The organism is Aquicoccus sp., from assembly GCF_041686535.1.
GTDB lineage: Bacteria > Pseudomonadota > Alphaproteobacteria > Rhodobacterales > Rhodobacteraceae > Aquicoccus.
On sequence record NZ_JAWLDS010000017.1, the window covers coordinates 31,667 to 53,083 of the forward strand.

A 21,417-nucleotide genomic window follows, 5' to 3' on the forward strand; every position below is an offset into this window, starting at 1 on the left:
AATGGCGTCAGCCATCCTTGCGGAACGCCGCGCAGGGGTCTTCCCGCTCGGCCACCGGCACCTCTTCGACCGCGTCGAACGCGCCCTCGGCCTCGCCCTCTTCGGCAATGGCCAGCGAAAACACCTTCGCTTCGGGCATAACGCGCTCCAGATAGACGGGCATGCCCCAATCCTTGCGCGCATGGCCATTGCCGGTGATCACCACCACCGGCCCGCCGGTCTCGTTCATTGCGGCACGTGTCTGCCGGGCCAATTCCGCATCGCGCAACCGTTGCAGATCGACCATTGCCGGCAACATCTCCTCGGGCAGCGCCTCACAATGGGCCTTGAACTGGAACCGTTCGCGCGCGGTCTGCTGATCGGCATCCAGCGGCTCATCAAGGCCGTAAAGGGCCGCATCCCCACCGAAGAATGCCACCACACCCGCTTCCATCGCGTCGCGCGCCGCACCGCGGGGCACCGCGGCACCAAAGACGCGCGCCTCGGGCGCAGCCGTGAAAATCGGATGATACATCTCGAAATCCGGCCAGCCACCGGCCTGCCAATCCAGTGCCTCGGCAAGCGCCTCCGCGTCATCGCGCAATTCCGGCGTGACCCGCCCGGCCTGGTCCGGCGACAGCATCTCGAAGACGAGCGCCCCGGGATGCAACGCCGCCACCAGCTCGGCCTGGCGCGCATGGGCATTGGCATTGTCATGCACCTCGCCGAGGATCACCACATCCGCCGCGCGCATCTCCTGTGGCACATCGGCCCACACCATGCTCGCGACCGACAGCAACGCCGCGACGATCAATCCTCTCATGCTTCCCTCCGCCTTCGTGCTCTGCTAACTCCAACCTCTCTAAGGAGACGTCCATGGCTGCGCAACTCACCTTGGTTCTCGGCGGCATTGCCAGCGGCAAATCGGCATTCGCCGAGGGGCTGGTGCGGCAATCGGGCAAACCGATGATCTATCTCGCCACCGCCCAGCCCTTCGATGACGAGATGACGCAAAAGATCGAGCGCCATCGCAAGGCCCGCGGCCCGGGCTGGCACACCATCGAGGAACCGCTTGCCTTGGCACAAAACCTGCGCGAGATCGCGCCAGGCCAATGCGTTCTGCTCGATTGCGCGACCCTGTGGCTCTCCAATCACCTGCTCGCCGAAAGTGATATCGAGGCCGAAACCCATGCGCTTCTCGCCGCTTTCGCCGACTGTTCCTCCGATCTGGTTGTGGTGTCGAACGAGGTCGGCCTTGCCGGGGTGCCGGAAAATGCGCTGGCGCGACAATTCGCCAATGCACAGGGTCGCCTCAATCAATCCATCGCCGCACGCGCATCGCGGGTGATCCTTGTCACCGCCGGGTTGCCTCTCACGCTCAAGGGGCCGGTGGCATGAGCCGCATCTTCTGGGTGCGACACGGGCCGACCCATGCGAAAGCCATGGTCGGCTGGTCCGACCTGCCCGCCGATCTAACGGATCGCAACCGCCTAGACCGGCTCGCCGATTTCCTGCCGCGCGACGCACCCGTCATCTCGTCGGACCTTGTCCGCGCCACGGGCACCGCCGACGCCATCGCCCGCGACCGCCTGCGCCTGCCCCATGATCCCGACCTGCGCGAGATGCATTTCGGCGCATGGGAACTCAAGCGCCATCACGAGATCGAGGACCAGGCCCACGCCCGCGCCTTCTGGGAAACGCCCGGCGACCTCGCACCCCCCGGTGGCGAGAGCTGGAACGCTCTCTCCGCCCGCGTCGATCGGGCGGTTAACCGCATCTTCAGCCAATACCCTGAAAGTGACATCATCGCGGTCGCCCATTTCGGTGTGATCCTGACCCAACTGCAAAAGGCGCTCGGCCTTACCACTTACGAAACGTTTTCATTCAAGATCGACAATCTTTCGGTGACCGAACTGCATCGCGGAGAAACCGATTGGCACGCGAAACGGATCAACCACCTCCCCTGACCCGCCTTTTTGCATCGCGCGACACGACGTGACGTCCGGTAACACCCTGAACATTAACCATTCGTAAACCCTCCGCGCGCTACGGGTTAACCAAGTTTAACCAAGCTTCGGGGTCTGAATGGTCGCTCGCGCCTACACGGTTGCCTTCGAAGGGGTCGAGGCGCGCAATGTCGAGGTGCAATGCGCCGTCACCCCGGGCATGCCCGCCTTCTCCATCGTCGGCCTGCCCGACAAGGCGGTGAGCGAAGCACGCGACCGCGTGCGCACCGCGCTCAATTCCATGGCCATCGCCCTGCCGTCCAAGCGCATCACCATCAATCTCTCGCCCGCCGACCTCCCCAAGGAGGGCAGCCATTTCGACCTGCCCATCGCGCTTGCCCTTCTGGCCGCACTTGAAATCATTCCCCCCGACGCAGTCGAAACAACCACCTCGCTCGGGGAACTCTCCCTTGACGGTTCGCTCATCCCCGTCGTCGGCGCGCTGCCCGCCGCCATGGCCGCCGCCGAAGCCGACCGCATCCTGCTCTGCCCCGCCGCCTCGGGCGCGGAGGCCGCATGGGTCGGCGCGACCCAGGTGATCGCCGCCGCGCGGCTTTCCGACATGGTGCGCCACCTTAACGGCCAGACGCCGCTCACACCGGCCGAACCCGGTGAGGTCCAGCAGGCGCCGCACGCCCGCGACCTGCGCGACGTGAAGGGGCAGGAACGCGCCAAGCGCGCGCTCGAGATCGCCGCCGCGGGGCGCCATCACCTGATCATGGTCGGCACGCCCGGCTCGGGCAAATCCATGCTGGCCGCCCGCATCCCCACTATCCTGCCGCCGCTCGATCCCGGCGAGGCGCTGGACACCTCGATGATCCATTCGCTCGCCGGGCTGCTCGACGAGGGCGGCATTTCACGCAGCCGGCCGTTCCGTGAACCCCATCACACCGCGTCCATGGCCGCCATCGTGGGCGGCGGGCGCCAAGCGAAACCCGGCGAAATCAGCCTCGCCCATAACGGCGTGCTTTTCATGGACGAATTCCCCGAATTCGCCCGCACCGTCCTCGAAACCCTGCGCCAGCCGATCGAAACCGGCGAGGTGATGATCGCCCGGGCCAACGCGCATGTGAAATATCCCTGCAAGTTCATGCTCATTGCCGCGGCGAACCCCTGTAAATGCGGCTACCTCCCTGATCCGGCGCGCGCCTGCGCGCGGGTGCCGCAATGCGGCGAGGATTACCTCGGCCGCATCTCCGGCCCCCTCATGGACCGATTCGACCTGCGCATCGAGGTGCCGCCCGTCGCCTTTGCCGATCTCGACCTGCCTTCCTCGGGCGACGATTCACGCACCGTTGCCAGCCGTGTCGCCACAGCCCGCAACCGCCAGGGCGAACGCTTTGCCGATCACCCCGGCCCACGGCTCAATTCGGATATCGAGGGCGGCCTGCTCGAGGAGATCGCCACGCCCGACGCCGAGGGGCGCGCACTCCTGACCCGGGTGGCCGAACGCTTCGGCCTCTCGGCGCGCGGCTATCACCGGGTGCTGCGCGTCGCGCGCACGATTGCCGATCTCGACGGCTCGGACGCGGTCCGTCGCCCGCATGTCGCGGAAGCGGTCAGCTATCGCATCACCGCCCTGAAAGAGACCTGAGCCAGCCCGACAAGCCCCGCAGGGTCGCCATGGCCTCGGGCAGATAGGGCTGAAAGATCGGCCAGACATGCGGCAGATCATGCTCCAGGTTGACCTCGACCGCCGCGCCCTGACCCCGCATCCGATCGGCCAGGCGCAACGTATCATCGCGCAGGATCTCGGTATCACCAACAGTCAGCCAGACCGGTGGCGCACCCGCGAAATCCGCGAACAGCGGCGAGGCGCGCGGGTCTTCCGCTCCACCGTCCGGCAGGTACATCTCCACCATCTCGTCCGTCCTGTTGGTCGGCAACATGACATCGGCCTGCGCGTTCTCCTCGATGCTCTCACCCGAGTAGGTCAGGTCCGTGAACGGCGAAAACGCGAACAGTCCCTTCGGCACGTGCTCGCCCGTGCGCAATATCTCTCCAAGTAGCGCCAGCGCCAAACCGCCCCCGGCACTGTCGCCCCCCAGGATCACGCCGCCCGGATGCTCTGCAACGGCTCGGTAGGCGCTCAGCGCATCTTCCACCGCCGCCGGAAAGGGGTGCTCGGGCGCAAGCCGGTATTGCGGCAGACAGGCTGGCAGACCGCTCAGCCCCGACAACCGCGCCAGCATCGCCCGATGCGTGCGCGGCGAGCCGAAAACATAGCCGCCCCCATGAAAATAGAGCAAGACAGGCCCCGTGTCCCGCGCGACGCCCGGACCCGACACCCATTCGACAGGCACCCCGTTCAGGTGATCGGCCTGTACCCGGCTGCCCCAGGGCGCGAGAAAGAACAGCCGCGCCTTGCGCTCGAATGATCGCCGCAGCCTCTCATGCGACTGCACTTTGGCAAGCTGCCGCTTCTCGAAAAGCCGCAGCCCCCGGTTCAGAACATGCCGCACAACACTCACATCCGGCGCGCCTCGATCGCCTGCCAGATCCGTTCCGCCACGTTGATCCCGTCGAACCGCTCGAGCTCCTGAAGCCCTGTGGGCGACGTGAGATTGATCTCGGTCAGATAATCGCCGATCACGTCGATCCCCACGAAAACCTGTCCCTTCTCGCGCAAGAGCGGGCCAATCCGGTCACAGATCTCGCGGTCGCGCGCGCTCAGTTCGATCTTCTCGGGCCGCCCACCCACATGCATGTTGGACCGCGTCTCGCCTTCGGCTGGCACCCGGTTGATCGCGCCGATCGGCTCACCATCGACCAGGATCACCCGCTTGTCCCCGTTCGATACGTCGGGCAGAAATTTCTGCGCAATCAAAGGCTCGCGCGAGAACCCGGTGAACATCTCGTGCAGGCTCGACAGGTTCCGGTCGCTCTCGGTGAGGCGAAAGACACCCGCCCCACCATTGCCGTATAGCGGCTTGAGAATGATATCGCCGTGCCTGTCCTTGAACGCGCGGATCGTGTCGAGATCGCGGGCGATGGTGGTCGGCGGCGTGAGATCGGGAAAGTCGAGAACCAGCAGTTTCTCAGGGTAGTTGCGCACCCAGAACGGATCATTCACCACCAGTGTCTTGGGCGCAAGGCGCTGGAGCAGATGCGTGGTCGTGATGTAGAACATGTCGAACGGCGGATCCTGGCGCAGCCAGATCACATCGAAATCGCCCAGATCGACCACCACCCGCTCTCCAAGCTTGAAATGATCGCCCTTGACCCTCTGAACCTCGAGGGGCCAACCCTTCGCCGTGACCCGGCCCTCCTGGTAGGACAGGTGATCAGGTGTGTAATAGAAGAGTTCGTGCCCCCGCGCCTGCGCCTCCTCGGCGATCCGGAACGTGCTGTCCGCGTCGATATCGATCGGCCCGATCGGGTCCATCTGGATTGCGATCTTCATGCGCCGCTCCCTTGGTCAGATGCTCGAGGTCGGCCCATACATGACCCAAGCCCGCGACCAGCGCAATCCTCACCAAACCCTTCAACCCTCAGAAATCGGCAAGCGCGTTCTCCAGGACTTCGACCACCCCGCGCCCGTCAACCAACGCCACGTCGAGACGCATCTCGGTCAACTCGCCGCGCGGCTCACCGCCAAGGAACTCTTGCGCCGCGCTTCTGATCCGACCGGCCTGTGCCGGGCGAAGGCTTTCGATGGCGCGCGCATGGGTCGGTGCGGATTTGACCTCGACAAAGACCACCACATCGCCATCGCGCAAAACGAGGTCGATCTCGCCCCGGGAACCGCGCCAACGCCGATGGGCCACCCGCAACCCGCGCGCCTCGTAATGCCGCATCACCTGTTCCTCCGCCAGGGCCCCCGCGATATGTGCGCGCCGCCCGCGGCTTCGGCGTGCGGGCTCCGCGATCGCGTCATCAAGCGTCGTGTCCTTGTCTTGAACCGTCATTGCGCATCGCCACCCTGTTCACCCTCGGCGTCAGCCCCATTCACCGCGCCGGAATCGCCGTCACCGCCCTGATCCTCCTGCACATCACGACCGATCAGATCGAGCGCCCGTTGATACACCTGCCGCCGTTTCATTCCGCTTTCCGCCGCCACGAGGTCCACGCCATCGCGCAACGACATCCGCGGAATCACCTCTTTCAATCTCGAGTCGACATCATCCGAGCTAAGATTCGATGAATCCCCATCGGCACCCGCCACCACGAGGACAACCTCGCCCTTCACCGGGCGTTCTGCCATCTCGGCGGCCAGCTCGGTCAGCGTACCACGGCGCACTTCTTCGAACTTCTTCGTCAACTCACGGCAGAGCGCCGCAGGACGGTCCCCGCCAAGAACCGACGCCATGTCGGCCAGCGACGCCGCGCAGCGTTTGGGCGATTCGTAGAGAATCAGTGTCGCCTCTATCCTGGTTAGGCCTTGCAGGGCGGATTTTCGCCGTCCCTTGTGGCTCGGCAGGAACCCCGCGAACAGAAACCGGTCGGTCGGCAGCCCCGAAAGCGTCAGCGCAACGATGGCCGCCACCGGGCCGGGTGCCGCCGTGACCGGCGTGCCATCCTCCCGCGCGGCCCGCACCAGATCGAACCCCGGGTCGGCGACCATCGGCGTTCCCGCCTCCGATGCATAGGCCACCGATCTGCCTTCCCGCAGCCATTGCAGCAGCTTCGGACGCACCTTCGGCCCATTGTGGTCGTGGTATGCGATCAGCGGACGATCTCCCAGAACCACCCCGTGGATGTCCAGCAGCCGCCGCATTGAACGCGTGTCCTCGGCCGCGATCACATCCACGTCGGCCAGTATGTCGAGCGCCCTGAGCGTGATGTCCCGCGCTGTGCCGATCGGCACCGAGACGAGGTAGAGACCTCCGTCGAGATCGGCGGATTTCGGATTCACCACTGGACCCCATGGATATGACGCTTATTATATTCCCACATTTACCGTCGCCCTAGCGGGCGGCCAAACAGGGAGTGTTTCTCTGCCCATGGTTGCTGTTTTGAATCCGATCCGCAAGAGCGTAGCGCCGCTCATTGCCCTTCTGTCGATGGTCTGGCTTGCAGGCTGCGACCCGGCCAACCTTTCCGGACCAGCAATCGGCGACTCGTCGATCAACACCTCGAAGCCGGTCCCTGTCGCCTTGCTCGTTCCAAGTGGATCGGACCAGTCAGGCGACGAGAAGCTTGCCCAAAGCCTCGAGAATGCAGCACGGCTCGCCGCGGCCGACCTCGACGGGGTGGAGGTTGATCTCAGGGTCTACGCAACGGCCGGAAATGCAGAACAGGCACAAGAGGCGGCCGAGCGGGCCGTGGACGAAGGCGCCAAGATCATCCTCGGCCCGGTCTATGCAGAATCCGCCAACGCGGTCGGCAATGCCGTTGCCGACAAGGGCGTGAATGTTCTTGCCTTCTCGAACAACACCACGATTGCCGGTGGCAATGTGTTCGTGCTTGGCCCCACCTTCGACAACACTGCCGACCGCCTGGTGGAGTTCGCCGGGCGTCAAGACAAATCCCGGATCCTCCTGGTCCATTCCGATAACCTGTCCGGCGAACTGGGCAGTCGCGCCATCCAGAACGCGATCTCTGAGCATGGTGCCACACTTGCCGGTTCCGTCGAGTATACCTTCAGCCAGGACGGCGTTATCGACGCCATTCCGCGCATCAAGGACACCGCGCGCTCCGGTGAGGCCGACTCGATCTTCTTCACCTCCGACACGGCCGGTGCGCTGCCCCTCTTCGCCCAGATGCTGCCCGAGGCCGGCCTCGGGCCCGATGAAATCCAGTTCGCCGGCCTGACCCGCTGGGACATCCCACCGCAAACCCTAGAAATGCCCGGTGTTCAGGGTGGCTGGTTCGCGCTGCCCGATCCCGACCGGACCAAGCGTTTCGCGGAGCGCTATTCCGACGCCAATGACAGTACACCGCATCCCATTGCGGGGCTGGCCTATGATGGCATCGCCGCGATCGGTGCGCTGGTGGAATCGGGGCGCTCCGATGCGCTCTCTGCCAGTGCCCTGACCCAGGGCGCGGGATTCCAGGGGGCGACGGGGATCTTCCGGCTTCGCTCCGATGGCACCAATGAAAGGGGCCTCGCCGTGGCCCGGATCCGTGACAAACAGGTGGATGTGATTGACCCTGCCCCAAGAGCCTTCGGCGGCGCCGGGCTCTGACCCGTCCGCTCCGCTCGGCACCGTCGAACCGGCGCACGCCGACATCCCCGATGACCTGATCTGCCCGGCGACCGCGATCTTCGACCGGGCGGACATATCGCGCATGCTCGACATTGCCGCGAAAGAGGCCCGCGACGAGACCGAATTGCGAAGCGCCGCGGTCAGCATTCTCTCCGACGCGCGCAAGGGTGGATTCGCGGCCATCGAGGCGGGTCTGCGCGCCGAGCCCTTCGCCGCCCGTCCCGCCATACGCGCCTATAGCTGGCTGACGGATTGCGTCGTCACCAGTGTTTTCGACCTCGTCCTGAGCCACATCCATCCACCGCCCGATCCGACCGGGAGCGAACGCCTGTCGCTTCTGGCCGTCGGCGGATACGGTCGTGGCGAAATGGCGCCGCAATCGGATATCGACCTGCTGTTTCTGACACCTCGCAAGATCACCCCATGGGCCGAGAGCGTCATCGAGTCCATGCTCTACATTCTCTGGGACATGCGACTCAAGGTTGGCCACGCCAGCCGCACGGTAAAGGACTGCCTGAACCTCGGGCGCGACGATTACACCATCCGCACCGCCCTGCTCGAGCACCGCTACATCACCGGCGATGCCGCGCTCGCCGCACGGCTCAGCCAACGCCTCCGCAAGGAGCTTTTCAACGGCACCGAGCGTGATTTCATCGAGGCGAAACTGGCCGAGCGCGAAACCCGTCATGCCAAGCAAGGCCAGCGCTATGTCGTCGAACCCAATGTGAAAGAAGGCAAGGGCGGCCTGCGCGACCTGCAATCGCTGTTCTGGATCGCCAAATACATCCACGATGTACGCAATGCGCGCGACCTTGTGCGCCTCAAGGTCTTTTCCGAGGACGAGTTTCGCACCTTCGACACCGCCGAGACCTTCCTCTGGGCGGTGCGCTGCCACATGCACCTGATCACCGGGCGCCCGAACGATCAACTGACCTTCGATCTCCAGGTCCAGGTGGCGGACCGGATGGGCTATGTCGACAAGGGCGGGCGCCGGGCCGTCGAACATTTCATGCAGGATTACTACCGACAGGCCACCCGCGTGGGCGATCTCACGCGCATCTTCCTGACGAAGCTCGAAGCCGCCCATGCCAAGGCCGAACCCCTGCTGGAACGGCTGTTCAAGCGTCGCCGCAAGCTCAAGCCCGGGTATCTGCAAGTGCATGGGCGGCTGGCCATCGAGGATGAGAAAGCCTTCCTGTCCGATCCGCTGAACCTCCTGCGACTGTTCGAGGAGGCGCTGCGCACCGGGATGCTCATCCACCCTGACGCGATGCGTCTTGTCACAGCCAATCTCGACATGATCGACGATGCGATGCGCGCGGATCGCGAGGCGAACCGCATTTTCCTCGATCTTCTGCTCAAGCATGGCAACCCCGAACGTGCCCTGCGCCGGATGAACGAACTCGGCGTTCTCGCCGCCTTCATTCCCGAATTCGAACCGATCGTGGCGATGATGCAATTCAACATGTATCACGCCTACACGGTCGACGAGCACACGATCCAGGTCATCTCGAATTTCAACGCCATCGAACAGGGAGAGCTTGACGAGGAACTCCCTGTCTCCGCGGACATTCTCAAGCGCAAGAGGCTCAACCGCAAGGTCCTCATGGTGGCAATGCTGTGCCACGACATCGGCAAGGGGCGCGATGTCGATCACTCGATCCTCGGTGCCCAGATCGCGCGCCGCGTGGCCGCACGGCTGGGACTGAAACCCAAGGAGGTCGACACGGTTGAATGGCTGGTCCGCTATCACCTGCTGATGTCGGACATGGCCCAGAAACGCGACATCGCCGATCCGCGCACCGTGCGCGATTTCGCCAAGGCCGTCGGCAGCGTGGCCCGGCTTGATCTCCTGCTGTTGCTGACCGTCTGCGACATCCGCGGCGTCGGGCCAAAGACCTGGAACAACTGGAAGGCGGTGCTCCTGCGCGCGCTCTACCGTCAGACCCGGCTTGCCCTCGAAGAGGGGATCGAGGCGCTCTCGCGCGAAGTGCGCGGAACCGAAGCGAAAAAGAACCTGCGCGCGGCGCTCCCGGACTGGGACGCCAACGACCTCAAGCGCGAGACCAACCGCCACTACGACCCCTACTGGCAGGGCCTACATGTCACCGCCCATGTCGTCTTTGCCCGGTTGCTCAAGGACATCCAGGATGACGAGATCCGGATCGACCTTCACCCGGACGAAGATCGCGACGCCACCCGCGCCTGTTTCGCCATGGCCGACCATCCCGGAATTTTCAGCCGGATGTGCGGCGCGCTGGCGCTCGTCGGCGCGAATATCGTCGATGCCCGGACATTCACCACCAAGGATGGCTATGCCACGGCCGCCTTCTGGATCCAGGATTCCGCCGGCCACCCCTTCGAGGCCAGCAAGCTCAAGCGGCTTGAAGGGATGATCCACAAGACCCTCAAGGGCGAGATCATCGCTGCCGATGCGATGGCCGATCGCGACAAGTTCAAGACCCGCGAAAAGGCGTTCCGCGTGCCAACCTCGATCACCTTCGACAATGATGGCTCCGAGATCTACACCATCATCGAGGTCGACACCCGCGACCGCCCCGGCCTGCTGTTCGACCTGACCCGGACCATGGCCAATGCCAACATCTATATCGCCTCCGCGGTGATCGCGACCTATGGCGAACAGGTCGTGGACAGCTTCTATGTCAAGGACATGTTCGGGCTGAAACTGCACTCCGAAACCAAGCAGAAGGCGCTCGAGAAAAGGCTGCGCGCCGCCATCCAGACCGGCGTGGAACGTGCGCGCCAGCCCTGAAAGGCTGGACTTCGCTACCGTCGAACCACCGCGTTTGCGTCATCAAGGACGGCGCTTGCGCGGTCGCTTCTTAATCCCTCATCGCCGGGATGGCCGCGCCCTGACCGCGCCGGACGGGTCTTTTTTCACCCGTTTTCCCCATGCTACATTCCCAACCAGCGCCGGGCAGGTTAGAACGCCCCAAAGAAGGGCCAGAGCAGATCATGAAACCCATCCGCCTTGTCTCCGGCTTTCTCACCGTGGGGTTCTGGACTCTTGCCTCGCGGATTCTCGGCTTCCTGCGCGAGGTCATGCTGCTGGCCCTGGTCGGGCCCGGACCGGTGATGGATGCCTTCGTTGCCGCCTTTCGGCTGCCCAACATGTTCCGGCGCTTTTTCGCGGAAGGCGCCTTCAACGCCGCCTTCGTCCCGATGTTTGCCAAACGCTACGAAGCGGACGAAGCCCCAAGCGCATTTGCCAGCGAGGCCCTCAGCGGCCTGGCCTTCATCGTGCTTTCCCTGACGGCGCTTGCGATGATCTTCATGCCCGCGCTCGTCTGGGCCACGGCCGAAGGTTTCGCCGGGGATGAGCGCTTTGACATGACCGTGGGATTCGGGCGGATCGTCTTTCCTTACATCCTCTTCATGTCACTCTCGGCGCTCTTTTCGGGCGTGCTCAATGCCACCGGGCGCTTTGCCATCGCAGCCGCGGCGCCGGTCCTGCTCAATATCTTCGTGATCTGCGCCATGGGGGCGGCCGCCCTGCTCGGACAGACCGTGATCCTCTGGCTGGTCTGGACCATTCCCTTTGCCGGGATCGCCCAGCTTGCACTGGTCTGGACCGCCGCGTCACGCGCGGGCGTGCGCATCCGCCCCGGTCGGCCCCGCTGGACCCCCGACATGAAACATCTCGTCGCCGTGGCCATCCCCGCGGCGCTCAGTTCGGGCGTCATGCAGATCAACCTGCTCGTCGGACAGCAGGTCGCCTCGCGCTATGACGCCGCCGTCAGTTGGCTCTTCGCCGCCGACCGTCTCTATCAGCTTCCGCTCGGCGTCGTGGGAATTGCCGTGGGTATCGTCTTGTTGCCGGACCTCTCCCGGCGTCTGCGCAACGAGGACAGTGACGGCGCACGCCACGCCTTTTCCCGCGCCGGCGAGATCTCGCTGGCGCTCACCATTCCCTCTGCGGTGGCGCTGGTCGTGATCCCCATGCCGCTTGTGTCGGTGCTGTTCGAGCGTGGTGCACAAACCAGCGATGACAGTGCCGCCATTGCCCTTGCGGTGGCCGTCTATGGCCTCGGCCTGCCGGCCTTCGTTCTGCAGAAGGTCCTGCAACCGCTCTATTTTGCGCGCGAGGACACCCGCACCCCCTTTCGCTTCGCGGTCTGGGCGATGGTGATCAACGCGGCGGTGGCGATCGGGCTGCACCCCTATATCGGCTGGATCGCCGCCGCGCTTGCCACCACGCTCGCCGGTTGGGCAATGGTCTGGCTCCTGGCACGTGGCGCACGCCCGATGGGCGATGTGGCGCGCTTCGATGACAGGTTCCGCCGCCGGATCTGGCGCATGTGTCTCGCCGCGGGGCTCATGGGCGCGGTTCTATGGGGCATGAACCTGCTACTGGGCCCGATGATCGTTGCGCCGGGCTGGCGCTATCTTGCGCTCCTCATCCTGATCGGCGCAGGCATCATCAGCTATTTCGGCCTCGGCCAGTTGATCGGCGCATTCTCGCTGCGCGACTATCGTGAGGCCCTGCGCCGCAGGGGCTGATTCCCGCGCCCCCATGGATTGCATCGAGGTGGCGCCAATGAGTATTTTCCCCAAGAAAGTTTCAGGAGAAAGATCACATGGCTTTCCCGGTTTTGCCCCTTGAACAGGAACAAAAAGTGATCAACTCTGTTGATTGAGCCCGTCCGGAGCCGACCATGCCTTATGCCCATTCCGACTCGTCCCAACCGATGATGCACGCCCCGGCCCCCGACCGGGAGGTCCGCGAGAAACTCGAAGGCGGCAAGCCCTTTGTCATGCAGTCGACGTTCGAGCCTGCAGGCGATCAGCCCACGGCGATTGCGGAACTGTCACAGGGCATTCTCGACAGCGAACAGAACCAGGTTCTGCTGGGCGCAACCGGCACCGGCAAGACCTTCACCATGGCCAAGGTCATCGAGGCGACCCAGCGCCCGGCGATCATCCTGGCCCCGAACAAGACATTGGCGGCCCAGCTTTACGGCGAGTTCAAGGGCTTCTTTCCCGATAACGCGGTCGAGTATTTCGTCTCCTATTACGACTATTACCAGCCCGAAGCCTATGTCCCGCGCAGCGACACCTATATCGAGAAGGAATCCCAGATCAACGAACAGATCGACCGGATGCGCCACTCGGCCACCCGCGCCCTTCTCGAACGGGACGATGTTATCATCGTGGCCTCGGTTTCCTGCATCTATGGCATCGGCAGCGTCGAAACCTATGGCGCGATGACCCAGGATCTCAAGGTGGGCAGCACCTATGACCAGCGCGCGGTCATCGCAGATCTGGTCGCCCAGCAATACCGCCGCAACGACCAGGCGTTCCAGCGCGGCAGCTTCCGGGTCCGCGGCGATTCGCTCGAGATCTTCCCGGCGCACCTCGAAGATCGCGCCTGGCGGCTCTCGTTCTTTGGCGAGGAGCTTGAATCCATCACTGAGTTCGATCCCCTGACCGGCGAGAAGACCGATCGCTTCGATCACATCCGGATCTATGCCAATTCGCATTACGTGACGCCCAAACCCACGATGCAGCAGGCCATCCAGGGCATCAAGAGAGAGCTGCGCCAGCGCCTCGATCAACTCGTCGGCGAGGGCAAGCTCCTCGAGGCCCAGCGCCTCGAACAGCGCACCAACTTCGACCTCGAGATGCTCGAGGCCACCGGTGTCTGCAACGGGATCGAGAACTATTCGCGCTACCTCACGGGCCGTGCCCCGGGCGAGCCGCCGCCCACGCTTTTCGAATTCATCCCCGACCATGCCATCGTCTTTGCCGATGAATCCCATGTCAGCGTGCCGCAAATCGGCGGCATGTACAAAGGCGACTACCGGCGCAAGTTCACCCTCGCCGAGCACGGCTTCCGCCTGCCGTCCTGCATGGACAACCGCCCTCTGAAGTTCGAGGAATGGGACGCGATGCGCCCGCAATCCGTCTTCGTATCCGCCACCCCCGCAAAGTGGGAACTCGAACAGGCCGGCGGGGTCTTTACCGAGCAGGTCATCCGCCCCACCGGCCTGCTCGATCCGCAGATCGAGATCCGCCCCGTCGAAACCCAGGTCGATGACCTGCTCGACGAGGTGCGGCGCGTGGCTCAAAGCGGCTATCGCGTCCTTTGCACCACGCTGACCAAGCGCATGGCCGAGGACCTGACCGAATACCTGCACGAACAGGGCATCCGCGTCCGCTACATGCATTCCGACATCGACACGATCGAAAGGATCGAGATCCTGCGCGACCTGAGGCTCGGGGCCTTTGACGTGTTGGTGGGCATCAACCTGCTGCGAGAGGGGCTCGACATCCCCGAATGTGGCCTCGTGGCCATTCTAGACGCGGACAAGGAAGGCTTCCTGCGCTCGGAAACCTCGCTCATCCAGACGGTCGGGCGCGCGGCGCGCAACGCTGAGGGCCGCGTCATCATGTATGCCGACCGCATCACCGGCAGCATGCAGCGCGCCATCGACGAGACCGAGCGCCGCCGCGCCAAGCAGATCGCCTATAACGAGGAACACGGCATCACTCCCGAAACCATCCGCAAGAATGTCGACGACGTGCTGGCGGGGCTTTACCCGGCCGACGTGGACATGAGCCGGGTCACGGCAAAGGTCGACAAACCGCTGCATGGCGCCAATCTCGAAAAGGTGTTGGAGGGCATGCGCGACGACATGCGCAAGGCCGCCGAAAACCTGGAATTCGAGGAAGCCGCCCGCCTGCGCGACGAGATCAAGCGGCTGGAGGCGGTGGATCTGGCCATCGCCGACGACCCGCTCGCGCGGCAATTCGCCGTGGAAAAGGCGTCGGACGCGGCCGTGGGCACGCGGGGGCGTTCGACGGCAGGGCGCGCCGGCCAGCGCGGGGGAAATGTCAAGCGCAAGGGGCGGTGAACCGCCGGATATCCGTGATCACGACCACCATCATCTCAACGTCTCACCCAGGCATCCGCCGCATCAAACGCTTTTGCATCCACAGAAGGATTCTGGCGTTTCATCAAAGTGTTGCAACCGGATTTCAAGGTGAAACCGCATCGCTCTCGTCGATCTGATCCACAACCACGCCCAATCGCCGGGCGCAATTGCCACCCGACGCTCTGAGCCGTCAACGCAGCGCACCTTTCTCAACAAGCTCGCTCAATCCATTGAGAATCCGTGCCAATTGCTCCCTGAGGCGCGTCGCTTTCGCCGCATCCCAGTCCCAGGGCGCGGCCTCTTCCATATAGGTGGATTGCGCCAATTCCATCTGGATCGCGTGAATTCCCGCCTCCACGTCGCCATAATGGCGTGTTGTCCACCCACCGCGGAACCGTCCGTTGGTGATGCTGGAATAGCCACCGGCCGCGGCACAAATCTTTTCCACGGTTTTCTCCACAATAGCTGCGCAGGTTGTGGATAGATTTGTGCCAATGTTGAAATCCGGCAAGGAACCATCGAAGAGTCTGGGGATAACTGACCGGATCGAATGGCAATCGTAAAGCACCGCCACGCCATGTTTTGCCTTCACCCGCGCCAGTTCTGTGGATAAAGCCGCGTGATAGGGCGCGTGATACACCTCGATACGCCGCGCGATCTCGGCCGCGTCGGGCGCGCAGCCCTCACGATGGATCGCTCGGCCGTCGAAATCGGTCAAGGGGCACAGATCGGTCGTGTTCTGCCCCGGATAGAGGCTTTGCCCGTCGGGCGGGCGGTTCACGTCGATGACATAGCGATGCTCGACTTGACGCACCATCGTAATATCGTCACGCAAGCCACTGTAAAGTCGATCAATATGCCAATCCGTGTCGGCCATCGCCCGGCCAGTCTCGTTCAAGCCTTCGCGAATGTCCCCGGGCAATTCCGTGCCGGTATGCGGCAGGCCCAGGACAATCGGCCCCCCACCACGCGTCACCTCGATCATCGTGCATCCTCCGCCGCGCGCAGGAAATCGCCCGCGCGCACCATTTCGGCCACCGTCTCGATCTCGCCGGCCATGAAGCGATCAGCGCCCAGTGGCGGCACCTCCTTGCGCAAGACCGCGATCATCCGTTGCAATGGCTCTGATGTCACCAAAGGCGCGCGCGCCTCGATCCCCTGCGCGGCGCAGAGCGCCTCGACAGCGTGAATCACACCGAGGTTCTCGACCATCCGGCACAGCCGATAGGCTCCGTGGGCCGCCATGCTCACGTGATCCTCCTGGTTCGCCGATGTGGGCGTCGAATCCGTGACGCAGGGGTTGGCCAGGTGCTTGTTCTCGCTCATCAATGCCGCCGTCGTCACCTCCGCGATCATGAAGCCCGAGTTCAGCCCCGGATCAGGCGTGAGGAACGGCGGCAGATCATGGCTCAGCGTCGGATCGACCATCAGCGCCACCCGCCGCTGCGCGATCGCGCCCATCTCCGACAGGGCCAGCGCGATCATGTCGGCGGCCATGCCCACAGGTTCGGCGTGGAAGTTCCCGCCCGAGACGATCCTCCCCTCCCCCGCCAGAACCAGCGGGTTGTCGGTCACCGCGTTGGCCTCGATCTCGAGAATCCGCGCCGCCATATCGAGCACGTCCCACGCCGCTCCCACCACCTGCGGCTGACAACGGATGCAATAGGGGTCCTGCACGCGGCTGTCGCCCTCTCGGTGGCTCTCGCGGATCTCGCTGCCCGCCAGCAGCGCGCGCATCCGCGCGGCGACCTCGATCTGTCCGGGCTGGCCGCGCAGGGCATGAATTTCCGCCAGCAACGGCGCGGTCGACCCCATGATCGCATCCGTCGACAACGACGCGATCACGATGGAATTTTCCGCCATCCGCCGCGCCCCGAAGAGGCCGGTCAGCGCGCAGGCGGTGGAAAACTGCGTCCCGTTGATCAGCGCCAGCCCCTCCTTGGGGCCAAGCACGATGGGCGTCAGCCCCGCACTCGCCAGCGCCGCAACACCCGACATCCGCGCGCCTTCGTAAATCGCCTCGCCCGCGCCGATCATCACCGCCGCCATATGCGCGAGCGGCGCCAGGTCGCCCGAGGCCCCAACCGATCCCTGATGCGGCACTACCGGGATCACGCCCCGCGCCAGCATCGCCTCGATCAATGCGATCACGTCCCAGCGCACGCCTGACGCCCCGCGCCCCAGCGACATGAGTTTGAGCACCATCATCAACCGCACCCGCGCCGGATCGAGCGGCGCCCCCACGCCACAGCAATGCGAAAGGATCAGGTTGCGTTGCAGCGTCTCGGTATCCTCGGGCGCGATCTTGCGACTGGCCAGTTTGCCGAACCCGGTGTTCACGCCGTAGACCGGCGCCTCGGCCTCTGCCGCCTCGGCCACCATCGCCGCCGCCGCCTCGACCGCGGGCCGCGCGCTTGCATCGAGCGTCACCGGCCTCTCCTCGCGCCAGACCTTTTCGATCTGCGCAAGCGTCACGGAACCGGGTGTCAGGATCATCTCTCACCTCCGAAGATGCGCGCATGAAGCGGGTTGAACCCGATCCGATAGGCCAGCTCCGCCGGCGTCTCCACGTCCCAGATCGCCAGGTCGGCGCGCAATCCGGGTGCAATTCGGCCCCGGTCGTCCAGGCCCAGCGCCCGCGCCGCATGGGCCGTCACCCCCAGGAGCGCCTCTTCCGGGGTGAGACGAAACAGCGTGCAGCCCATGTTGAGCGTCAAGAGAAGCGAGCTGAGCGGCGACGAGCCCGGATTGCAATCCGTGGCCAGCGCCATCGGCACCCGACGGGCGCGGAACGCCGCGACCGGCGGCACCTGCGTCTCGCGGATGGTATAGAACGCCCCGGGCAGCAGAACCGCCACCGTGCCGGATTTCGCCAGCGCCGCGGCGTCCTCGTCCGTGGCATATTCGACGTGATCCGCCGAGAGCGCCCCGTAACGCGCGGCAAGCTGCGTTCCGCCCATGTTGGAAAGCTGTTCGGCATGGAGTTTCACCGGTAAGCCAAGTTCACGCGCTGCATCGAAAACGCGCGCGATCTGACTGGTATCAAAGGCTATTCCTTCACAGAATCCATCCACCGCATCGACCAGCCCCTCGGCCTGCACCGCGCGCAGCGCCGGGATGCAGACCCCGTCGATATATGCATCCGCCTTCGCTCCCGCAGGCACCGCATGGGCGCCGAGGAACGAGGTGCACACCTCGACCGCGCGCCGCCGCCCCAATTCCCGCGCCGCGCGCAGCATCCTCAACTCGGTCTCGTGATCCAGCCCATAGCCCGACTTCACCTCGATCGTGGTCACACCCTCTCCGATCAGTGCATCGAGCCGCCCGAGCGCGCCGTCGATCAGCGCGGCGTCGCTCGCCGCCCGCGTCGCCGTCACGGTCGAGACGATCCCGCCCCCCTCGCGCGCGATCTGCTCGTAACTCGCGCCTTCAAGGCGCAGCTCGAACTCCCGCGCCCGGTGGCCGCCGAACACGATATGGGTGTGACAGTCGATCAGCCCCGGCGTGACCAGCCGCCCCTCGGCGCTCACCCGTTCCCAGCGGTCATAGTCGCGCGGCACCGTCCCCGCACCGGCCCAGGCGATCCGCCCGTCCTCGATCACCACCGAACCACCCTCGATCAGGCCATATCCGCCCTCCATCGTGGCAATCCGCGCATCGCTCAGCACCCAGCCTGACATATCTGTTGATTCCCGTTCTTGCCTCGCTTGATGGCTTTATGTATAGACATAATACCCCCGTCAAGAGGCCCGACCATGACCACGATCACCGCACGCCGCGCGCTTTTGCCCCAAGGATGGGCCGAGAACGTGGCCGTGACGCTGGGCGCGGATGGCCGCATCGCCAAGGTGGAAACAGGCGTTGCGGGCGGCGCGGGCCTTTTGCTGCCCGCGCCCGGCAACCTGCACAGCCACGCCTTTCAACGCGCCATGGCCGGCCTGACCGAGGCGCGCGGCCCCGGCGGGCGCGACAGTTTCTGGACATGGCGCAGGCTGATGTTCCACTTCCTCGACCGGCTCACCCCCGATCATGTCGAGGCGATCGCCGCGCAGGTCCAGATGGAAATGCTCGAAGCGGGCTATGCCGCGGTGGCCGAGTTCCACTATCTCCACCACCGCCCCGATGGCACCGCCTATGACAACCCCGCCGAGATGTCCGCCCGCATCGCCGCAGCCGCGTATGAGACCGGCATCGGCCTCACCCTCCTGCCCGTGCTCTATCAACAGGGCGGCTGCGACGGGCGCGCCCTTGGCGACGGCCAGCGCCGCTTCGGCACCGGAACGGATGATTTCGCCACGCTGATGGGTCACGCCGCGACCGCCCTCGCCCCCCTGCCCGACGCGCGGCTTGGCATGGCGCCGCATTCGCTGCGCGCCATCCCGCGCGACGTACTGACGCTCGTGCCACAGATGACCGACGGCCCGCTGCACATGCATCTCGCCGAACAACAGGCCGAGGTCGAGGAGGTTCGAACCGCCTATGGCGCGCGGCCCGTGGAATGGGCGCTCGACAACCTGCCACTTGACGGCCGCTGGTGCCTCATCCACCTCACCCGGATGACCGACGATGAAACCGCCCGCCTCGCCCCCACCGGCGCCGTGGCCGGGCTCTGCCCGATCACCGAGGCCAACCTGGGCGACGGCATCTTCAACGCCACCGGCTGGCAGGCCCATGGCGGCACCTTCGGCATCGGCAGCGATTCCAACGTTCTGATTTCGCTCGCGCAGGAACTGCGCCAGCTCGAATACTCCCAACGCCTGCGCGACCGCGCCCGCGCCGTTCTGGCCGAGGATGACCGCTCCACCGGCCGCGTGCTCTTCGAGGACGCGACCAAGGGCGCGGCCCGTGCCCTTGGCCGCGACGCGGGCGGGATCGCGCCGGGCATGCTGGCTGATCTCGTCATGCTCGACGACCGCAGCCCCGACATGGCCCACCGCCCGGGCGATACCATGCTCGATGCGTGGATCTTCGCGGGTGTGGGCGGGGTGCGCGATCTCTGGTCGGCCGGCCGCCATGTCGTGCGCGATGGGCACCACATCGCCCGCGAGACCATGGCCGCCCGCTACGCCGACACCCTGCGCCAGTTGGAGAATACGCCATGACCCGTGCCACCCCCACCGGCTGGCAGGCCGTCCATGACGAGGCCCTGCGCCGCATCCAGACCCGCGAATGGCCCCCCGGCGCGCGCATCCCCGGAGAGGAGGATCTGGCGGCCGAACTCGGGTGCGCGCGCGCCACGGTGAACCGCGCCCTGCGCGAGCTGGCCGAGGCCGGGCTGCTCGAACGCCGCCGGAAGGCCGGAACGCGGGTCGCCGAGACCCCCAACCGCCGCGCGCAGATGTCCATTTCGCGCATCGCCGAGGAGATCGAAACCCGCGGCGCGCGCCCCGGTTACGCGCTCATCGCCGCCGATGACGCACCGATGCCCCCCGCCCGCCGCCACGCGCTCGGGCTCGGCCCCGACACGCCCACCCGCCATGTCGAGGCGCTCCACCTCGCCGACGGGGCGCCTTACGTGCATGAGGACCGCTGGATCAGCCTTGTCGCCATGCCCGGCGCCGCCAACGCCGATTTCACCGTGATGAGCGCCAATGAATGGCTCTTGCGCCACGCACCCTTCTCGCATGGCACGCTCGATTATTCCGCCGCCACCGCGGGCGACGCCGCGGCCCATCTGGGCTGTGACACCCAAACCCCGGTGATGGTGCTCGACCGTGCCACCTTCGGCCCCGACCATCCCATCACATGGGTCCGGCTCACCTATGCGCCGGGCTTTCACCTGCATATGAAGATCTGACCCAACCCCGACAGAGGAGCCCCCCATGCACCCGCTTTTGACCCAGCAACAGATCGACGATTATCAGACACGTGGCGTGACCGTCATCCGCGGGCTTTTCGCCGATCACGTCGCGAAACTCCGCGCCGGTGTCGAGGCGAACATGGCCGCCCCCGGCCCCTATGCCTCGGAAAACGAGAAAGAGGGCGAGAGCGGCCGCTTCTTCGACGATTACTGCAACTGGCAGCGCATCCCCGAATTCGAGGCGGTGATCCGCGAAAGCCCCGCCGCCGAGGTCGCGGCGGAACTGATGCGCTCGCAAACGGTGCAGCTTTTCCACGATCACGTGCTGGTCAAGGAACCGGGCACGTCGCTCGCCACCCCGTGGCACACGGACGGGCCCTATTATTTCGTCGAAGGCCAGCAGAATGTCAGCTTCTGGGCGCCGCTCGATCCGGTGACAGAGGCCACGCTCCGGATGGTGCCCGGCTCGCATAAATGGGAAAAGCCGGTCCTGCCGATGCGCTGGGTCAAGGAAGAGGCGTACTTTCCCAATATCGAGGATTACATGCCCGTCCCCGACCCCGAGGCCGAAGGCATGGAGATCGCCG

Annotated in this window: 18 protein-coding genes; 10 read left to right on the forward strand and 8 right to left on the reverse strand. The window is 65.1% G+C overall.

The window, feature by feature from the left end:
• Positions 1 to 7: 7 nt before the first annotated feature.
• The gene (locus ACESL9_RS06225) at positions 8 to 802 is read right to left on the reverse strand and encodes a ChaN family lipoprotein (protein ID WP_372613146.1); all 795 of its coding nucleotides are present in this window, start codon (positions 800 to 802) and stop codon (positions 8 to 10) included.
• A gap of 53 nt (positions 803 to 855) precedes the next feature.
• Between ACESL9_RS06225 and cobU the strand changes: the two genes are divergently transcribed.
• The 3 genes from cobU (at position 856) to ACESL9_RS06240 (ending at position 3,579) form a co-directional block, all read left to right on the forward strand.
• Positions 856 to 1,377, forward strand: coding sequence for a bifunctional adenosylcobinamide kinase/adenosylcobinamide-phosphate guanylyltransferase (gene cobU, locus ACESL9_RS06230; protein WP_372613148.1), 522 nt, complete (start codon positions 856 to 858; stop codon positions 1,375 to 1,377).
• Positions 1,374 to 1,946 (forward strand): histidine phosphatase family protein, encoded by a 573-nt coding sequence (locus ACESL9_RS06235; protein ID WP_372613150.1) that lies wholly within the window; start codon positions 1,374 to 1,376, stop codon positions 1,944 to 1,946. The genes cobU and ACESL9_RS06235 overlap by 4 nt, the downstream gene beginning before the upstream one ends.
• Positions 1,947 to 2,064: 118 nt before the next feature.
• Positions 2,065 to 3,579, forward strand: coding sequence for a YifB family Mg chelatase-like AAA ATPase (locus ACESL9_RS06240; protein WP_372613152.1), 1,515 nt, complete (start codon positions 2,065 to 2,067; stop codon positions 3,577 to 3,579).
• Here the strand turns inward: ACESL9_RS06240 and ACESL9_RS06245 are convergent.
• From ACESL9_RS06245 to rsmI, 4 genes are all read right to left on the reverse strand, one after another.
• Positions 3,557 to 4,456, reverse strand: coding sequence for an alpha/beta hydrolase (locus tag ACESL9_RS06245; RefSeq protein ID WP_372613154.1), 900 nt, complete (start codon positions 4,454 to 4,456; stop codon positions 3,557 to 3,559). The two genes, ACESL9_RS06240 and ACESL9_RS06245, sit on opposite strands and share 23 nt — an antisense overlap.
• Positions 4,453 to 5,388 carry a glutathione synthase gene (gene gshB, locus ACESL9_RS06250; protein WP_372613156.1) on the reverse strand — a complete coding sequence of 312 codons (936 nt, stop codon included), beginning with the start codon at positions 5,386 to 5,388 and terminating at the stop codon, positions 4,453 to 4,455. The genes ACESL9_RS06245 and gshB overlap by 4 nt, the downstream gene beginning before the upstream one ends.
• 88 nt (positions 5,389 to 5,476) lie before the next feature.
• The gene (locus tag ACESL9_RS06255) at positions 5,477 to 5,893 is read right to left on the reverse strand and encodes a YraN family protein (protein ID WP_372613158.1); all 417 of its coding nucleotides are present in this window, start codon (positions 5,891 to 5,893) and stop codon (positions 5,477 to 5,479) included.
• The gene (gene rsmI, locus ACESL9_RS06260) at positions 5,890 to 6,843 is read right to left on the reverse strand and encodes a 16S rRNA (cytidine(1402)-2'-O)-methyltransferase (protein WP_372613160.1); all 954 of its coding nucleotides are present in this window, start codon (positions 6,841 to 6,843) and stop codon (positions 5,890 to 5,892) included. The genes ACESL9_RS06255 and rsmI overlap by 4 nt, the downstream gene beginning before the upstream one ends.
• 85 nt (positions 6,844 to 6,928) lie before the next feature.
• On the opposite strand from rsmI, the gene ACESL9_RS06265 reads away from it, so the two are divergent.
• The 4 genes from ACESL9_RS06265 (at position 6,929) to uvrB (ending at position 15,009) form a co-directional block, all read left to right on the forward strand.
• Positions 6,929 to 8,113, forward strand: a complete 1,185-nt coding sequence (locus ACESL9_RS06265) for a penicillin-binding protein activator (protein ID WP_372613162.1) — start codon at positions 6,929 to 6,931, stop codon at positions 8,111 to 8,113.
• Positions 8,073 to 10,907 carry a [protein-PII] uridylyltransferase gene (locus ACESL9_RS06270; RefSeq protein ID WP_372674612.1) on the forward strand — a complete coding sequence of 945 codons (2,835 nt, stop codon included), beginning with the start codon at positions 8,073 to 8,075 and terminating at the stop codon, positions 10,905 to 10,907. The genes ACESL9_RS06265 and ACESL9_RS06270 overlap by 41 nt, the downstream gene beginning before the upstream one ends.
• Positions 10,908 to 11,110: 203 nt before the next feature.
• A complete protein-coding gene (murJ, locus tag ACESL9_RS06275; RefSeq protein ID WP_372613166.1) occupies positions 11,111 to 12,655 on the forward strand; it encodes a murein biosynthesis integral membrane protein MurJ in 1,545 nt (514 codons plus the stop codon).
• A gap of 155 nt (positions 12,656 to 12,810) precedes the next feature.
• Positions 12,811 to 15,009, forward strand: a complete 2,199-nt coding sequence (uvrB, locus tag ACESL9_RS06280) for an excinuclease ABC subunit UvrB (protein ID WP_372674613.1) — start codon at positions 12,811 to 12,813, stop codon at positions 15,007 to 15,009.
• Between the two features lie 211 nt (positions 15,010 to 15,220).
• Here uvrB and hutG read toward each other — a convergent pair whose 3' ends face one another.
• The 3 genes from hutG to hutI are packed head-to-tail and all read right to left on the reverse strand — an operon-like array spanning position 15,221 to position 18,710.
• Positions 15,221 to 16,015, reverse strand: a complete 795-nt coding sequence (hutG, locus tag ACESL9_RS06285; RefSeq protein WP_372613170.1) for an N-formylglutamate deformylase — start codon at positions 16,013 to 16,015, stop codon at positions 15,221 to 15,223.
• Complete coding sequence (gene hutH / locus ACESL9_RS06290) at positions 16,012 to 17,526, reverse strand: histidine ammonia-lyase (RefSeq protein WP_372674614.1); 1,515 nt, start codon at positions 17,524 to 17,526, stop codon at positions 16,012 to 16,014. Before hutH ends, hutG begins: the two co-directional genes overlap by 4 nt.
• Positions 17,523 to 18,710: an imidazolonepropionase gene (gene hutI / locus ACESL9_RS06295; RefSeq protein ID WP_372613174.1), complete on the reverse strand. Its 1,188-nt coding sequence runs from the start codon at positions 18,708 to 18,710 to the stop codon at positions 17,523 to 17,525. Before hutI ends, hutH begins: the two co-directional genes overlap by 4 nt.
• 75 nt (positions 18,711 to 18,785) lie before the next feature.
• Here hutI and ACESL9_RS06300 point away from each other — a divergent pair, with 75 nt between their 5' ends.
• From ACESL9_RS06300 to ACESL9_RS06310, 3 genes are all read left to right on the forward strand, one after another.
• The gene (locus ACESL9_RS06300; protein WP_372674615.1) at positions 18,786 to 20,132 is read left to right on the forward strand and encodes a formimidoylglutamate deiminase; all 1,347 of its coding nucleotides are present in this window, start codon (positions 18,786 to 18,788) and stop codon (positions 20,130 to 20,132) included.
• A complete protein-coding gene (locus tag ACESL9_RS06305; protein ID WP_372674616.1) occupies positions 20,129 to 20,827 on the forward strand; it encodes a GntR family transcriptional regulator in 699 nt (232 codons plus the stop codon). Before ACESL9_RS06300 ends, ACESL9_RS06305 begins: the two co-directional genes overlap by 4 nt.
• 25 nt (positions 20,828 to 20,852) lie before the next feature.
• The coding region (locus ACESL9_RS06310) for a phytanoyl-CoA dioxygenase family protein (protein ID WP_372674617.1) at positions 20,853 to 21,417 on the forward strand (565 nt) is incomplete at its 3' end.

Coding starts and splice junctions, on each gene's coding strand:
- hutI (WP_372613174.1), bottom strand. CDS start 18,710: ATGTCAGGCTGGGTGCTGAGCGATGCGCGGATTGCCACGATGGAGGGC.
- cobU (WP_372613148.1), top strand. CDS start 856: ATGGCTGCGCAACTCACCTTGGTTCTCGGCGGCATTGCCAGCGGCAAA.
- ACESL9_RS06255 (WP_372613158.1), bottom strand. CDS start 5,893: ATGACGGTTCAAGACAAGGACACGACGCTTGATGACGCGATCGCGGAG.
- ACESL9_RS06240 (WP_372613152.1), top strand. CDS start 2,065: ATGGTCGCTCGCGCCTACACGGTTGCCTTCGAAGGGGTCGAGGCGCGC.
- gshB (WP_372613156.1), bottom strand. CDS start 5,388: ATGAAGATCGCAATCCAGATGGACCCGATCGGGCCGATCGATATCGAC.
- hutG (WP_372613170.1), bottom strand. CDS start 16,015: ATGATCGAGGTGACGCGTGGTGGGGGGCCGATTGTCCTGGGCCTGCCG.
- hutH (WP_372674614.1), bottom strand. CDS start 17,526: ATGATCCTGACACCCGGTTCCGTGACGCTTGCGCAGATCGAAAAGGTC.
- ACESL9_RS06225 (WP_372613146.1), bottom strand. CDS start 802: ATGAGAGGATTGATCGTCGCGGCGTTGCTGTCGGTCGCGAGCATGGTG.
- uvrB (WP_372674613.1), top strand. CDS start 12,811: ATGCCTTATGCCCATTCCGACTCGTCCCAACCGATGATGCACGCCCCG.
- ACESL9_RS06300 (WP_372674615.1), top strand. CDS start 18,786: ATGACCACGATCACCGCACGCCGCGCGCTTTTGCCCCAAGGATGGGCC.
- ACESL9_RS06235 (WP_372613150.1), top strand. CDS start 1,374: ATGAGCCGCATCTTCTGGGTGCGACACGGGCCGACCCATGCGAAAGCC.
- ACESL9_RS06305 (WP_372674616.1), top strand. CDS start 20,129: ATGACCCGTGCCACCCCCACCGGCTGGCAGGCCGTCCATGACGAGGCC.
- ACESL9_RS06265 (WP_372613162.1), top strand. CDS start 6,929: ATGGTTGCTGTTTTGAATCCGATCCGCAAGAGCGTAGCGCCGCTCATT.
- murJ (WP_372613166.1), top strand. CDS start 11,111: ATGAAACCCATCCGCCTTGTCTCCGGCTTTCTCACCGTGGGGTTCTGG.